At 72.3% G+C, this 14,617-nt stretch carries 17 protein-coding genes; 9 read left to right on the forward strand and 8 right to left on the reverse strand.

Annotated elements, in window-relative coordinates:
* The first annotated feature begins 95 nt into the window (after positions 1-95).
* Complete coding sequence (locus EV562_RS11255; RefSeq protein ID WP_133887037.1) at positions 96-983, forward strand: RNA polymerase sigma factor SigF; 888 nt, start codon at positions 96-98, stop codon at positions 981-983.
* A gap of 31 nt (positions 984-1,014) precedes the next feature.
* Here the strand turns inward: EV562_RS11255 and EV562_RS11260 are convergent, their stop codons facing one another.
* Complete coding sequence (locus tag EV562_RS11260; protein WP_133886621.1) at positions 1,015-1,470, reverse strand: ATP-binding protein; 456 nt, start codon at positions 1,468-1,470, stop codon at positions 1,015-1,017.
* Positions 1,471-1,634: 164 nt separating this feature from the next.
* Here EV562_RS11260 and EV562_RS11265 point away from each other — a divergent pair, with 164 nt between their 5' ends.
* The 3 genes from EV562_RS11265 to EV562_RS11275 all read left to right on the forward strand — a co-directional run bounded on the left by EV562_RS11265 (position 1,635) and on the right by EV562_RS11275 (position 4,149).
* Complete coding sequence (locus EV562_RS11265; protein ID WP_133886622.1) at positions 1,635-2,219, forward strand: PRC-barrel domain-containing protein; 585 nt, start codon at positions 1,635-1,637, stop codon at positions 2,217-2,219.
* Positions 2,216-2,632 (forward strand): PRC-barrel domain-containing protein, encoded by a 417-nt coding sequence (locus EV562_RS11270; protein WP_133886623.1) that lies wholly within the window; start codon positions 2,216-2,218, stop codon positions 2,630-2,632. The genes EV562_RS11265 and EV562_RS11270 overlap by 4 nt, the downstream gene beginning before the upstream one ends.
* 167 nt (positions 2,633-2,799) lie before the next feature.
* Entirely contained in the window at positions 2,800-4,149 is a 1,350-nt protein-coding gene (locus EV562_RS11275) for a streptophobe family protein (protein WP_279588483.1), read from the forward strand.
* Positions 4,150-4,177: 28 nt separating this feature from the next.
* Here the strand turns inward: EV562_RS11275 and EV562_RS11280 are convergent, their stop codons facing one another.
* Positions 4,178-4,588 (reverse strand): hypothetical protein, encoded by a 411-nt coding sequence (locus tag EV562_RS11280; RefSeq protein WP_133886625.1) that lies wholly within the window; start codon positions 4,586-4,588, stop codon positions 4,178-4,180.
* A 378-nt stretch (positions 4,589-4,966) separates the two neighbouring features.
* On the opposite strand from EV562_RS11280, the gene EV562_RS11285 reads away from it, so the two are divergent.
* Complete coding sequence (locus EV562_RS11285) at positions 4,967-5,347, forward strand: nuclear transport factor 2 family protein (protein ID WP_133886626.1); 381 nt, start codon at positions 4,967-4,969, stop codon at positions 5,345-5,347.
* Between the two features lie 86 nt (positions 5,348-5,433).
* On the opposite strand, the gene mgrA is transcribed toward EV562_RS11285, so the two are convergent.
* Positions 5,434-6,426: an L-glyceraldehyde 3-phosphate reductase gene (gene mgrA, locus EV562_RS11290; protein ID WP_133886627.1), complete on the reverse strand. Its 993-nt coding sequence runs from the start codon at positions 6,424-6,426 to the stop codon at positions 5,434-5,436.
* Between the two features lie 128 nt (positions 6,427-6,554).
* Between mgrA and EV562_RS11295 the strand changes: the two genes are divergently transcribed.
* Both EV562_RS11295 and EV562_RS11300 read left to right on the forward strand, forming a co-directional pair.
* Positions 6,555-7,445 carry a LysR substrate-binding domain-containing protein gene (locus tag EV562_RS11295; RefSeq protein ID WP_133886628.1) on the forward strand — a complete coding sequence of 297 codons (891 nt, stop codon included), beginning with the start codon at positions 6,555-6,557 and terminating at the stop codon, positions 7,443-7,445.
* Between the two features lie 40 nt (positions 7,446-7,485).
* Positions 7,486-8,001, forward strand: a complete 516-nt coding sequence (locus EV562_RS11300) for a DUF664 domain-containing protein (RefSeq protein WP_133886629.1) — start codon at positions 7,486-7,488, stop codon at positions 7,999-8,001.
* Here EV562_RS11300 and EV562_RS11305 read toward each other — a convergent pair.
* Entirely contained in the window at positions 7,983-9,062 is a 1,080-nt protein-coding gene (locus EV562_RS11305; protein WP_133886630.1) for an adenosine deaminase, read from the reverse strand. The genes EV562_RS11300 and EV562_RS11305 overlap by 19 nt on opposite strands.
* Before the next feature lie 77 nt (positions 9,063-9,139).
* Positions 9,140-9,535, reverse strand: coding sequence for a VOC family protein (locus EV562_RS11310; protein WP_133886631.1), 396 nt, complete (start codon positions 9,533-9,535; stop codon positions 9,140-9,142).
* A gap of 229 nt (positions 9,536-9,764) precedes the next feature.
* On the opposite strand from EV562_RS11310, the gene EV562_RS11315 reads away from it, so the two are divergent.
* Together EV562_RS11315 and EV562_RS11320 are read left to right on the forward strand one after the other, a co-directional pair.
* On the forward strand, positions 9,765-10,502 hold the full coding sequence (locus tag EV562_RS11315; RefSeq protein ID WP_133886632.1) for an SDR family oxidoreductase: 738 nt from the start codon (positions 9,765-9,767) through the stop codon (positions 10,500-10,502).
* A 138-nt stretch (positions 10,503-10,640) separates the two neighbouring features.
* Positions 10,641-11,927: an MFS transporter gene (locus EV562_RS11320; RefSeq protein WP_133886633.1), complete on the forward strand. Its 1,287-nt coding sequence runs from the start codon at positions 10,641-10,643 to the stop codon at positions 11,925-11,927.
* Between the two features lie 58 nt (positions 11,928-11,985).
* Here EV562_RS11320 and EV562_RS11325 read toward each other — a convergent pair whose 3' ends face one another.
* From EV562_RS11325 to ssuE, 3 genes are all read right to left on the reverse strand, one after another.
* Positions 11,986-12,885: an aldo/keto reductase gene (locus EV562_RS11325; RefSeq protein ID WP_166661724.1), complete on the reverse strand. Its 900-nt coding sequence runs from the start codon at positions 12,883-12,885 to the stop codon at positions 11,986-11,988.
* A 28-nt stretch (positions 12,886-12,913) separates the two neighbouring features.
* Entirely contained in the window at positions 12,914-13,804 is an 891-nt protein-coding gene (locus tag EV562_RS11330; RefSeq protein WP_133886635.1) for a glycoside hydrolase family 19 protein, read from the reverse strand.
* A 234-nt stretch (positions 13,805-14,038) separates the two neighbouring features.
* Positions 14,039-14,608 carry an NADPH-dependent FMN reductase gene (gene ssuE / locus EV562_RS11335; RefSeq protein WP_133886636.1) on the reverse strand — a complete coding sequence of 190 codons (570 nt, stop codon included), beginning with the start codon at positions 14,606-14,608 and terminating at the stop codon, positions 14,039-14,041.
* Positions 14,609-14,617 lie beyond the last annotated feature (9 nt).

The following is a 14,617-nucleotide window of genomic DNA, read 5'->3' on the forward strand; positions in this document are numbered from 1 at the left end:
GGGAAATCGGGTGGCATGAGTTGCCGCGACCCGGGTACCCGCAAGCGGGAATCAGCCTAGGGAGACGTCCAACCGTGACTTTCGTGGGAGAGGTAATGGAGACCGCCGTGGTCCGGCCGGAAGCGCAGGTCGTCGGGAAGACCGCCGGAAGCGGGACGGGTGAGGGATCCGCACTGCGACAGGTGGACCCCCGCACCGTGGCCCCCCGCGACGCGCGACAGCTGTCCCGCCAGTTCTTCCGGCGTCTGACGGAGCTCGAAGAGGGCACGCACGAGTACCAGTACGCGCGCAACACGCTGATCGAGATGAACATGTCGCTCGTGCGCTTCGCCGCCGGCCGCTTCCGCGGTCGCGGGGACGACATGGAGGACATCGTCCAGACCGGCATGATCGGCCTGATCAAGGCCATCGACCGCTTCGAGCTGTCCCGCGAGGTCGAGTTCACGTCCTTCGCGCTGCCCTACATCGTCGGTGAGATCAAGCGCTTCTTCCGGGACACCACCTGGGCGGTGCACGTGCCGCGGCGGCTCCAGGAACTGCGTGTGGAGCTGGCCAGGGCCCGCGAGGAGCTCTCCTCCCGGCTGGACCGCGAGCCCACCGTCGCCGAGCTGGCCACGCTGATGAACATCGGCGAGAGCGAGGTGGTCGAGGGTCAGATCGCGGCCAACGGCTACAACTCCTCCTCGCTGGACGCCGCCCTGACCGGCGACGGACCCGAGGGCGGCGAGTCCGTCCTGGCCGACTTCATCGGCATCGAGGAGGAAGGGCTGCGGCTGGTGGAGGACTTCCACTCGCTGGCCCCGCTGATGGCAGAGCTGAGCGAGCGCGACCGCCAGATCATCCACCTGCGGTTCGTCGAGGAGGCCACGCAGGCGGAGATCGGTGAGCGGCTGGGCTGCTCGCAGATGCACGTGTCCCGGCTGATCAAGCGGATCATCACCCGGCTGCGCGAGGGCATGCTGGGCGAGCTGGGCTGCGCCTGAGCCCCGGCCCCCGCGGTGACGACGGTGCCCTTCACTCCTCGGTGAGGGGCACCACGGCGCGTACGCGCTTGCCGACCGGGACGCGCTCGACGACGACCGTCTCGACCAGGGCGTGCACGATCTCGAGGCCGTGCCGGCCGATGCGCTCGGGGTCCCGGGGAAAGCGCTCCGGTACGGCGCCGCTGCTGTCGTAGACGGTCACCGCCACCGAGGTGCCCGTGCCCTCGAGCTCCAGGATGTACGGCCCCATGCTGTGCCGGTCGGCGTTGGTGACCAGCTCGCTCACCACCAGGAGCACCGCGCCGTCGGCGCGCGGACCGATCGTGGAGCACCACTCGGTCCTCAGCTGGTCGAGGAAGAGCGAGGCGAAGGCCCGCGCCCGCGCTATGCATCCCGGCTCGCCGGAGTAGTGCGCCGCCCGCCTCAGCGGTTCGACGGGTACGTCGAAACCAGTCGGTATCACTGCCCCGTCCAGGTAGTCGGTCATGCGTTTCTCTCTCGAAGCCGGACTCGCCGGACGCCGCTGCATCTGCCCCCTACCCCGAACCGCGCGTCGCAGTCCCCGCCTCCTCGCAGTGCGGGCATCGTCACAGTGCCGCGGGGAACCCGGGAGAGCGGAAGGGTGTGCGATCGGGATCGGGGAAGGGTGCGATGAACGAACTGATGGCCGCACGAAGCCTCACCACCCGGCCGGTGGTCACCCTCGGCGGCGATGCCGTCGCCCACGTCAAGGACACCGTATGCGACGCGGCCGCGGGCCGGATCACCGGTTTCACCCTGACGGGCCGGGGCCTGCTCTCCGGCCCGCTCAGAGAGGGGCTGCCGTGGTCGGCGGTGTACGCGCTCGGTCATGACGCGGTGATGATCCGGGACCGGCGGGGCCTGGTGAACGCGGCGGTGATGACGGCGGACCAGCAGAACGTGCGGGCCCGGCTGCTGGGGGCCAAGGTGCTGACCGAGGCGGGCGCGGAGGTCGGCACGGTGCTCGACGTCGTGGTGGAGGGCGGCACCGGTGGACGGGTGCTCGGCTTCCGGGTGGCGGCGAACAGGCGCTTCGTCTCGGGTCCCTCCCGGCACCGGCGCCGGGTGTACGTGCCGCGTGGGCAGACGCTCACGGTCAGCGGCCGGGCGCTGGTCCTGCCCGAGGACTCCGTCCGGCACGTCGCGGACGACCTGAACGGCTTCACCGCCCTGGTCGGCGGCGTGCCCGGCCACTGGAGGGGCTCGCTGCCGTGATGCTGTTCACCGAGGTGCGCGGGCTGCCGGTACTTCCGCCGGACGGGGCCGGGCCGCTCGGCACCGTGACGTCCCTGACCGTCGACGTCGTGTCGGGATCGGTCAGCCATGTCCGGTTCCGCGACGGCCGGTTCGGCCGGGAGAAGGCACTGCCGTGGGACGCGGTGCACTCGATCGGGCCCGGCGCCGTCCGCGTCCGGTCCGTCACCGTCCCCGATGCGGAGCCCGCCCACCACGAGCTGCTGGGCCACCGGATCCTCTTCGACACGGGCACCGGGCACGGCACGGTGCTGGACGTCGCGTTCGACACCCGGACGGCTCGCCTCCTCGCACTGTTCACCACGCGCGGCGAGCTTCCGGCCGACCGTCTGCTGGGCCTCGGCGACTACGCGCTGGTCGTCCGCCAGGGCTGAGCGGCAGCCGGGCCCCGTGAGCCGTCGCCGCCATAAGCCGTCACGTCATGAGCCGTCGCGCCATAGGCCGTCACGTCATGGGCCGTCGCGCCACAAGCCGCCGTGCCGGCCGGCGCGGACGGCCCTTCCGGCGGGCGGGCCCCTCGGCGGCTGCATAGCGTGTCAGCGTGAGTTCGCAAAACCCACCGAACCCGCCCGTCCCACCCCGGCCGCCCGCCCCTCCGCGACCACCCGGCCCTCCGGGACCACCGGGCTCTGCCGGGCCCTCCGGCCGGGCGACCGCCCGTCACGGCTGGGCGCAGGCCCTGGGCACGGTGCTCGCCGCGCTGCTCGCGATGGGACTCGTGGCCGCGCTCGGACTGTGGGCGGCCGGGGCCGCGGACCTGCCCGACAACGCCTTCCCGCGGGTCGTCGTGGCGACCGTCGTGACCGCCGTGGGCGGCGCGCTCGAGATGTCCGGCGACGCGGGTGAGCTGGCGGCCACCGACGCGGGGCTGACCGTGATGCCGCTGTCCGTCACCTTGACCGGCGCCCTGGTCGTCGCCCGGGGCTTTCTGCGGCCGCTGCGCCACCGGACCGTCGCCGGCGCCCCGGAACTGGCCGGCTGGGCGGGCCGGATCGCCGTGCTGTGGCTGCTCGGCCTCCTCGGGACGGCGTTCGCCGCGCGGCAGACCTTCGAGGTGTCCCTCGGCGAGGGCCTGCTGGGCGACCTCGGTGACTTCTTCGACGTCACCCCGACCGTCGGCTTCACCACGGACGTGCCGCTGACCGTCCTCTTCGGCCTGCTGTGGCTGGCGGGAGTGCTCGTCCTCGCCCTGCTGGTCTCGCGCGCCGCGCCGCTGCCCGGGCCACCGGCGCGGCTGCGGACGGCGGTGCGTCCGGCCGCGTACGCGATGGTCGCGCTGCTCCTCGCGTACGTCGTCCTCGGTGCCGTCGTCGCCCTGGTCGTCGCCGTGACGCGGGACCGTCCGGCGGAGACCTTCGCCGTGCTGCTGCTCGGGCTGCCGAACCTGGCCTGGCCCGCCCTCACGATCGGTCTGGGGGCGACCTGGGACGGGCGGGCCGAGGGGCCGTTCGGGCTGCCGATGCCCAAGGTGCTCGACGACGTACTGCGCACGCCGGACGTCTCGACCGTGAACCTGGGCACCCTCACCGAGCGCGACGGGCGGCTGTGGTGGCTCCTGGTGGCCGCTGCGGTGCTGGTCCTGGCGGCCGGGTACCTGATGGCGGCCCGCTCTCCGGTCCGGACGCCGGCCTGGCTGCAGGCGGTGCGCATGGCGGTGGCCCTGGCGCTCACGGTGCTGATGATCGGCCTCGTCGGACGGATCTCCGCCCACTACGGACTGTCGGTGCTCGGAATCGGCGACCTGGGCGGCGGACTGTCCGGGCGGTTCTTCCTGCGGCCGCGCCTTCGGGGTGCGGTGGGTCTCGCGCTGCTGTGGGGGCTGGTCGCCGGGTTCCTGGGCGCGCTGCTCGCGCGGTGGGTGGGCGAACGGTCCGGCCGGGGTCCGCGCTGAGATCCGGCGGGACGGCTTCGCGGCGGGCTCAGGCGACGGGGACGACCAGGGGCGGGGCGGCCCGCTGCATGCGCAGCGCGTCCACGGACTCGGCCATCAGCTCGTACTCGGTGGTCTCGTCACTGGTCGCGATGCGCACCAGATGCCCCGCGGCCAACTCGTCGGCGACCAGATCCTGCTGTACGTCGTCGGCGCACCAGACGCGCAGCATGCGCGGCACGTCGGGTGCGTCGTCGGCGACGGGGGTCAGGGCGCCGCGCGGTAAGTGGGGGGTCTCGGGCTGCGGATCGAGCCGTTCGGCGATCCATGCCGCCCGGTCCCGCAGCCACCACAGGGCGAGGGCGAGGGTGGGCGCCCGGTAGGTGCCCAGCGGGACGCCGATGCGCCGGCCGTCGCAGACTCCGTAGGCGGTGACGTGGCACAAGAACTCGTCGTGCACTGCTACCCTCCCCCGTCACCGAACCGCCTGCCGGTCCGGCATGACGTCCGTGCGGCTCGTGTGCTGTGCGTGAGGGCGCTGTCGCGTGGTGTGAGAGGCCCTAGTGGTGAGTATGTTCACGGCTGAACCACTGTCACCATGAATTTCCGGCCAGTCTCCTGGCATATTCACCGCTATTGATGGCCGAAACGCTGCGCCGTGACGACGGCCCGGGTCCCGCTGCGCACCGCCTCCCCGCGCCGCCCGTCGCGGCGGGGGCCATGACCTTGCGGGTAATCGACGGCGCCGACGGGTGCGGGCATGGTTGCGGTACCGGGTCGCCGAGACCGGAACCCGGCCCCTGACCAGCACACATCCCCTCGACGGAGGCTGATCGCCATGTCCGCACCCACGCGCCGCTTCGAGAACGCCGTCGCCCGTTACTTCGAGGCCTGGAACGCCGCCCCCGACGCGCGGGCCAAGGCGGTCGCCGCGGCCTGGACCAATGACGGCGGCTACACCGACCCGCTGGCCGACGCCCGCGGCCACGAGCAGATCGCGGCCGTGATCACGGGGGTGCACGAGCAGTTCCCCGGCTTCGTCTTCCGCCTGTCGGGTGTGGTGGACGGGCACCACGACACGGCGCGCTTCTCCTGGGAGCTGGTGAACGAGGCCGACGGCTCGGCGCCCGTGGCCGGGTCCGACGTGGTCACGCTGGACGAGGAGGGCCGCATCCGGGACGTCTACGGCTTCCTCGACCGGGTGCCCGCCGGAGCCTGATCCGGCCGGTGACACGCGCGGGCCCGGGTCCGGAGCCGGTGTTCTCCGCTCCGGGCCCGGGCCCGCGCTGCCGCCCTCGCGTCCTGCTAGCCCTTGACGATCTTGTCGATACGGGCCAGTTCGTCGGCGTCGAAATCCAGGTTGCCGATGGCCGCGACACTGTCCTCCAGCTGCCGCGGGCTGCTGGCGCCCACCAGGGCGGAGGTCACCCTGCCCTGCCGCAGCACCCAGGCCAGGGCCGTCTGCGCCAGTGACTGGCCGCGGGACGCGGCGATCTCGTTCAGGGTGCGCAGCCGGCCGACCAGCTCCTCGGTGACCGCGTCGGAGTTCAGGAAGGGGCTGTCGCTCGCGGCCCGGGAGTCCTCCGGGATGCCGTTCAGGTAGCGGCCGGTGAGCAGGCCCTGCTCCAGCGGGGAGTACGCGATGGAGCCGACCTCCAGCTCGTCCAGGGTGTCCAGCAGGCCGCTGGTCTCGGGGCGGCGGTCGAGCATGGAGTAGCGCGGCTGGTGGATCAGCAGCGGGGTGCCCAGCTCGGCGAGGATGCGGGCCGCCTCGCGGGTCTGCTCCGGCGAGTAGTTGGAGACGCCGACGTACAGCGCCTTGCCCTGCTGTACCGCGGTGTGCAGGGCCCCCATCGTCTCCTCCAGCGGAGTCTCGGGGTCCGGGCGGTGCGAGTAGAAGACGTCGACGTGGTCCAGGCCCATCCGGGACAGGCTCTGGTCCAGGGACGACAGCAGGTACTTGCGCGAGCCCCACTCGCCGTACGGTCCGGGCCACATCAGGTAGCCGGCCTTGGTCGAGATGACCAGCTCGTCGCGGTACGGCGTGAAGTCGGCCTTGAGGGCCGCACCGAGCGCGGACTCGGCCGAGCCGGGGGGCGGGCCGTAGTTGTTGGCGAGGTCGAAGTGGGTGACGCCCAGGTCGAAGGCGCGGCGCAGGATGGCGCGCTGGGTCTCGACGGGTCGGTCCGGGCCGAAGTTGTGCCACAGGCCGAGCGAGAGCGCGGGGAGCTTCAGGCCGCTGCGTCCGGTGCGCCGGTAGGGCATCTCCGCGTAGCGGTCGGGGTGTGCGGTGTACAACGCGACTCCAGAGGGGTTGGCCCCCGAGGTACGGGGTTTGGGTGGAACCGTCCTCCACTCTGGCCTGACCTGCGTGCAGTGGTCCAACAGAAGAATCCGATGGGATTGCGCGGTTAGGCTTCTCAATCGTGGAACTACGTCATCTCCAGCATTTCGTCGCGGTCGCCGAGGACCAGCACTTCACCCGGGCGGCGGAGCGGCTGCTGGTGTCCCAGTCCGGCCTGTCGGCGTCCATCCGGGCGCTGGAGCGGGAGCTGCGGGCGCCGCTGTTCGTGCGCACGACCCGCCGGGTGACCCTGACGGAGGCCGGGCGGGCGCTGCTGGACGAGGCCCGGCGGATCCTCGCCCAGGTGCGGTCGGCGCACGAGGCGGTCGCCGCGGTGCAGGGGGTGCTGCGCGGGACGCTGTCGCTGGGCGCCGAGCAGTGCATCGCCGGGGTGCCGGTGGCCCGGCTGCTGGCCGCTTTCCGGCGGCGCCACCCGGACGTGGAGATCCGGCTGCGGCAGGCGGGCTCCGGGGAGCTGGCGGAGGAGGTCGCGGCGGGCCGGCTCGACCTGGCCTTCGCCTACCGCACCCAGGAGGACACCGACCAGCTTCGCTCGGTGTCGCTGGCCGGCGAGGCGATGACCGTGCTGTGCCATCCGGACCACCGGCTGGTGGCGGACGGCGCGGTGCTGACCCCGCACGACCTCGCCGACGAAGTCTTCGTCGACTTCCACCCGGACTGGGGTCCGCGCCGCGTCACCGACGCCGTCTTCGCCGCGGCGGGCGTGCGGCGGACCGTGCCGCTGGAGGTGAACGACGTGCACGGGCTGCTCGACCTGATCGACGAGAACCTCGGCATCGCGGTGGTCCCGCGCCACTTCCGCCACAAGCGGGCCGCCCTCACCTCGCTGCCCCTCAAGGACGCCGAGGGCACGGAGTACGAGACCATCGCGCTGCTGCCGCCCTCGCAGGCCACCAGTCCGGCCGCGCGGGCGCTGATGGGTCTGCTGGAGAGGGAGAAGGGGAACGCGTGAACGGGGAGCGCCGGGGCGCCGACTGCGCGATGGTGGACGTATGCATGCGAAGGACATCCTCATCGAGGGCTACGGCCGCATCCAGGAAGAAGTCCACGCCGCCGTCGAGGGCCTGGACCCCGACGGCCTGAACGCCCGCCCGGCCCCCGACGCCAACTCGGTCGCCTGGCTGGTCTGGCATCTCACCCGCGTCCAGGACGACCACGTCGCCGACGCCTTCGGGCTCGACCAGGTGTGGCTCACCGGGGAGTGGGAGCAGCGCTTCGGCCTCGGCCTGCCCCGCCGCGACACGGGCTACGGCCACGACTCCACCGAGGTGGCGAAGGTGCGGGTCGACTCGGGCGACCTGCTGACCGGCTACTACGACGCCGTCCACGAACAGACGCTCACGGCCCTGCGCTCCCTGTCCGCCAAGGACCTGGAGCGGGTCGTCGACGACAACTGGGACCCGCCGGTCACGCTCGCCGTACGGCTGGTCAGCGTCCTGTCCGACGATCTCCAGCACGTCGGACAGGCCGCCTATGTGCGCGGACTCGTTCAGAGCGCGGACGCGTAGCCCGGCAGCACGACGTCCTCGATGAGCGCCTTGCGCTCGTCGAACGGGGCGAAGGCGCTCTTGAGGGCGTTCACGGTGACCGTGCGCAGGTCGTCGATGCCCCAGCCCGCCTGCTCGACCAGGAGGGACATCTCGCGCGTCATCGTCGTACCCGAGACGAGACGGTTGTCGGTGTTGAGGGTGACGCGGAAGCCGAGGTCCTTGAGCGCCGTGATCGGGTGCTCGGCGATCGAGGTGGCGGCGCCGGTCTGGAGGTTGGAGGTGGGGCACATCTCCAGGGCGACGCGGCGGTCGCGCACCCAGGCGGCGAGCCGGCCGAGCTTGCCCGCGGCGAGGTCGGGGATGTCGTCGGTGATGCGCACACCGTGGCCGATGCGCTGGGCGCCGCAGACCTGGAGGGCCTGGTGGATGCTGGGCAGTCCGTGTGCCTCACCGGCGTGGATGGTGAACGGCACGTTCTCGCGGCGCAGGTGCTCGAAGGCGTCGAGGTGGTCGGCGGGCGGGAACCCGTCCTCGGCGCCGGCGATGTCGAAGCCCACGACACCGGAGTCCCGGAAGGCGACCGCGAGGTCGGCGGCCTCGCGGACCCGGTCGAACATCCGCATGCCGCACAGCAGGGTGCCGACCCGGACCGGGGTGCCCGCCGCGGCGGCCTTGGCCATGCCGGCCGCCAGCCCCTCCTGGACGGTCTCGACGACCTCGGCGAGGGTCAGTCCGCCGTTGGTCATCAGCTCGGGAGCGTAGCGGACCTCGCCGTAGACGACCCCGTCAGCGGCGAGGTCGAGGACGTACTCCTCGGTGGTGCGCAGCAGCCCCTCGCGGTTCTGCATCACGGCGAGGGTGTGCTCGAAGGTGGCGATGTAGCGCACCAGGTCCCCGGAGTTGGCGGCCTCGTAGTACCAGGCGGCCAGCTCGTCGGGGTCGGTGGTGGGCAAGGTGTGGCCGACGCTCCCGGCCAGCTCCACGACGGTCGCCGGGCGCAGGCCGCCGTCGAGGTGGTCGTGCAGGACCGCCTTGGGCAGGCGGCGGAGGGTCTCGGTGTCTATGCGCGTAGATGTCATGTGCGGCGGTACCTCGGCGGTTGGACGGTGCGGACGGGGACGGGAGACGCGGGTGCGGTCCGTGGAGCGGGGACGGATCAGGGGGCGGCGGGCTGGAGCAGGTCCCAGCGGTTGCCGTACAGGTCCTGGAAGACGGCGACGCTGCCGTAGGCCTCGTGCCGGGGCTCCTCCAGGAAGGTCACGCCCGCCGCCGTCATGCGGGCGTGGTCGCGGGCGAAGTCGTCGGTGTGGAGGAAGAACCCGACCCGTCCGCCGGTCTGGTCACCCACCCTGGCACGCTGGGCGTCGCCCTTGGCGCGGGCCAGCAGCAGGGCGGTTCCCTGCTCCGGGCCTCCGGGCTCGACGACGACCCAGCGGGAGCCGTCGGGCCGGGGGGCGTCCTCGGCGAGGCGGAAGCCGAGGGCCTCGGTGTAGAAGCGGATCGCCTCGTCGTAGTCGTCGACGACGAGGGAGACCAGGGCGATGCGTGTCATCGGCACCTTCCGGGACGGGCGATTGACGGGAGAGGTTATACGTAAAACTCCCCGGACGCCAAGTCCGGGTGCGGGACACGGCAGGGGAGAGCCGTCGAGGACGATCGCGGCCGGCCGGCACGCGGGGTGCGGCTGCCGTTCGTCCCGCACGGCGGAAGCCGCCCCTCGGGGGCATCGGCATCGGTAGGTTCGACATCCGATGTGATCTTCTCTCCGACATGGAGGAACCGTGCTCGATGACAGGACTGCCGTGGTCACGGGTGGCTCCCGGGGGATCGGCCGGGCCATCGTCGAACGCCTGTGCCGCGACGGAGCGGACGTGGTCTTCAACTACTCCACTGCCGACGAAGCCGCCGCCGACGTCGTCCGCACCGTCCGGGCGAACGGCGGCAAGGTCCGGGCGATGCGGCTCGACCTGAGGGAGCCGGATGCGGCCGAGCGGCTGATGGAGTCCGCCGAGGCGCATCTCGGCAGCGTGGACGTCCTGGTCAACAACGCGGCGACGTCCTTCGCCCCGGCCCCCCTGGCCGAGACCGAGGCGGAGGTGTTCGACGGCGTGATGGCAGCCAACACCAGGTCGGTCTTCCTGACGATGCGTTACGCGGCCAGGCGGATGCGCGACGGCGGGCGGATCGTGAACATCTCCACCATGAACACCGTACGGCCCGTGCCGGGCATCGGGCCGTACGCCGCCAGCAAGGGCGCGATCGAGCAACTGACCGCGGTCGCCGCCCGGGAGCTCGGGCCACGCGGCATCACGGTCAACACCGTTTCCCCCGGCGCGACCGACACCGACCTGCTCAGGGGGACCAACCCGCCGGAGGCTCTCCTGGCCGTCGTCGGCAGGACGCCCCTCGGCCGGCTGGGGCAACCGTCCGACGTGGCCGACGTCGTCGCGTTCCTCGTGGGGCCGGGCGGCGCGTGGATCACGGGCCAGAACCTGCGGGCGACGGGCGGACTGGCATGACGCCCGACCGTCCCTCCCGAGGCGCGGCCGGCATCGGGCGACGGACGCGCACCGAGGACATCCGCCAGCAGACTGCCCTCTCCTCGCGTTCGCGGTGACACCTGCCCGAACTCGGCGATTCCGTGAAAGGACCGCCCGGTGACCGATGCCGAGGGATCGCGCCCGTCCGTCCGGCGTCATCGTGACTTCCTGCTGCTGTGGGGGAGCCAGACGATCAGCGAGACGGGATCGCAGATCACCGTGCTCGCACTGCCGTTGGTCGCCGTCGTGCTGCTGGACGCCTCCGCGTTCCAGGTCGGTCTGCTGGCGGCGGCGGAGACGAGCGCGTACCTGCTGGTGGCGCTGCCCGCCGGGGTGGTCGTGGACCGGGTGGCCAAGCGCCGGCTGATGATCGGCTGCGACCTCGCGCTGTTCCTGGTGATCGGCTCGGTGCCGCTGGCCCATGCCTTCGGGAAGCTGACCCTCGCCCAGCTCTTCGCCGTCGCCGTCGTCTCCAGCGTGTTCTCGGTGTTCTTCTCGGTGGCCTACCAGAGCTACCTGCCGGTCCTGCTCGACCGTGACCAACTCCTGGACGGCAACAGCAGGCTCGCGGCTTCCCGGTCGGTCGCGCAGATCGCCGGGCCCGGTCTGGGCGGAGGGCTGGTGACCCTGATCGGCGCCGCCGGGGCGATGGCCGCCGACGCGCTCTCCTTCGCGGCGTCGGCGGGCTCGTTGACGGCGATCCGTAAGCGCGAGCCCCGCCCCGCCCGCCCCGGGCCCGGCCGACGGCCCGCACTGCGGTCGCAGATCCGTGAAGGGCTCGCCTACGTCACCCGTGACCCCGTACTGCGCAACTCCGTGGCGTTCAACGGCACGGCCAACTTCTTCGTGATCATGGTGGAGAGCCTCGGCCCGGTGTTCCTCATCCGCACGCTGCACGTGGCGGAGGGACTGGTCGGGCTGCTGCTGGCGCTGGGGGCCGTGGGCGGGGTGGTGGGAGGCGTGACGGCCCGGTATCTGGCCCGCAAGGTCGGCTCGGCGCGGATCAGCTGGATCGCCATGACCCTGCTTTCGCTGCCCGGCCTGCTCATTCCGCTGGCCGGTCCCGGCTGGCGGGTGCTGCTGTTCGGCTTCGGCTGGATCTCGTGGACCTTCGCCTCGACCGTCGCGGGCATCTCGTTGACCAGTTACCGCCAGTCCGTCTGCCCGCCGGACATGCTCGGCAGGGTCAGTGCCACCGCCCGCTGGATCAACTGGGGCACGCTTCCGCTGGGGGGTCTAGCCGGTGGCGCTCTCGCCGCCGCCGTCGGCGTGCGAGGCACCCTGTGGATCGCGGTGGCCGGCGGCTGCTGCGCGGGACTGTGGCTGTTCTTCTCACCCCTGCGCGGCCTGCGCGACATCCCGCTCGGAGAGCCCGGCCCCACGCCCATGGGCGCGACGCCGTGACAGCGTGGGCCCGGGTGCGGGGGACCACCCGGGCACGCGGCGCGCCGACGACTCTCCGTCAGCTCGTGCGGGCGCCGTCGAGCCGGGCCAGGTCCTCGTCGGTGAGGCGGAGGGCACCGGCGGCGACGTTCTCGGCGAGGTGCCCGGGATCGCCGGTGCCGGGGATGGCCAGGACGTGCGGGCCCTGGTGGAGGGTCCAGGCGATCCTGACCTGGGCGGGGCTCGCCCCGTGCGCCCGGGCCACCGCGTGCACCTCCTCCTCGTGCGCGGCGCCGGCGCCGCGCGGTCCGGCCTCGCCCGCGATGGCGTAGAACGGCACGAAGGCGATGCCCTGGGCGCGGCACTGGGCGAGGAGCGCGTCGGTGGCGGGGTCGTGGAAGCCGAGTCCGTACCGGTTCTGCACGCTCACCACCGGCGCGATGGCCCGGGCCTCGGCCAGGTGCCGGGGCTCCACGTCGGAGAGGGCGAGATGGCGGATGAGTCCCGCCTCGCGCAGCTCGGCCAGGGCGCCGAAGTGCTCGGCGACCGAGTCCTGCCGCATGCGGCGCAGGTAGACGACGTCGAGGTGGTCGCGGCCGAGCTGCCGCAGGTTCTCCTCGACGTGGCCGCGCAGGTCCTCGGGACGGGCGGGGGTGCCCCACTCCCCCGACCAGTCGCGGTACGGGCCGACCTTGGTGGCGACGACCAGGTCGTCGGCGTAGGGCGCCAGCGCGCTGTTGATCAGTTCGTTGGCGGAGCGCAGCGAGGAGAAGTAGAAGGCGGCGGTGTCGATGTGGTTGACGCCGAGTTCGACGGCCCGGCGCAGTACGGCGAGGGAGCGTTCGCGGTCGCTCGGGGTGCCGAGGTGGAAGGCGGCGCTGCCCGTCAGCCGCATCGCGCCGAAGCCGACACGGCGGACGGGCAGGTCGCCGAGGTGCCAGGTGCCCGCGGACTCCGCGGTGATCGTTTCCGAGGTCATCGGCGGAGTTTCGCACACCGGGCGAGGGTCAGCAGTACAGGTTCCCGCCCGGGGAGACGCCGAGGATCTGGCTGAACTGCTGGTACTTGGCGACCCGGCTCTGGACCTGGGCGGGGTTCCTGCCGTCGCACTCCAGCGAGCCGTTGATGGAGCGGATGGTCTGGCCGAAGCCGGCGCCGTTGACCATCGCGTTGTGCGGGGTCATGGTGCCCGGCCCGGACTGGGTGTTCCAGTACCACAGGCCGGTCTTCCAGGCCACGGCCGCGTCGTTCTGCACCAGCCAGGGGTTGCCCAGCAGGTCGATGCCGAGCGCGTCGCCCGCCGCCTTGTAGTTGAAGTTCCAGCTGAGCTGGATCGGGCCCCGCCCGTAGTAGGCGGCCTGCCCCGCCGGACAGCCGTAGGGCTGGCTCCAGTCGCAGTAGTGCGGATAGTTGGCGGTGTTCTGCTCGACGATGTGCACGAGCCCGCCGGTCTCGTGGCTGACGTTGGCGAGGAAGGCCGCGGCCTCCTGCTTCTTCGTGGTGTCGCTGCCGGTGTTGGCGAAACCGGGGTAGGCGCTGAGCGCGGCGGTGAGACCGCTGTAGGTGTAGAAGGAGTTCCGGCCCGGGAACATCTGGTTGAACTGGGCTTCGCTGACCACGAAGTTGCCGACCGGCGTCTGCGAACCGCCGTCGCAGGCGTACGGGTCCCAGTACCAGGTGCTGATGAGCGGGTCGTAGCCGGGGTTGGCGTGCTCGGCGATGTAGGTCTTGCCGTCGGTGTAGCGGACGATGTCGCCGGTGTTGTAGTTCCGGCCGGCCGACCAGGCGGGGTAGCTGGAACAGGCGGCCGCCGACGCTTCGTCGGCGGGCACGAGCAGCGGCACGGCGCCCGCGAGGGCGAGCGCGGTCACCAGGGCGGATGTACGGCGCCTCGACACAGGTACGTCTCCTTCTGCGGAGCACGGCCGCTCCCCGTACAAGGGCAGGGAAGAGCGGAACCTTGTGCGCACGTGCCGGTCGGACCGGCCACGGCGTGGGGGCGGCCGTGGAGGGGGGTGTGGGGCACACTCAACCGCGTTGGTATGTACCAGTCAAGGGTGTAGACCATTCCAATCCGACGGGCCGACCCCGGAGTTGGCGCGGCTCGGCGGTGCCCGGGCGGCGTGCCCCGGTCAGCCCGCCGCCGTGAGCGCGGGGGCGGGGGCGGCAGGACGGGCGGCCAGGGCCGCCGAGAACTGGTCGACCACCTGAGCGAGTGCCTGTGCGGTCTCCGGGGCGACGGTGACGGTGCCGTCCTCGTGCGCCGTGATGTCCCGGTCCAGGGTGAACCAGCCCTGCACGACGTGCGCGGCGCCCATGGAGTTCAGCACGGGGCGGAGCGCGTAGTCGATCGCCAGGACGTGGGCGGTGGACCCGCCGGTGGCGAGCGGCAGCACCGTCTTGCCGGTGAGGGCGTACTGCGGGAGCAGGTCGAGAAGAGCCTTCAGGACACCGGAGTACGACGCCTTGTAGACGGGCGTGCCGACCACGACCCCGTCGGCGCGGGCGAACAGCTCGGCCGCCTCGGTGATCGCGGGGTGCCTGAAGTCGGCACCGAGCAGCGCCTGGGCGGGGACGGTGCGGACGTCGAGCGGGATCACCTCGTGGCCCTGTGCGGTCAGCCGCTCGTCGAGGTGACGCAACAGCCGGTTGGTGCGCGAGGAGGCGGACGGACTGCCGGAGACGGACAGGACGGTGGCCATGGTGGTCCT

The organism is Streptomyces sp. BK208, assembly GCF_004364245.1.
Taxonomy (GTDB): domain Bacteria; phylum Actinomycetota; class Actinomycetes; order Streptomycetales; family Streptomycetaceae; genus Streptomyces.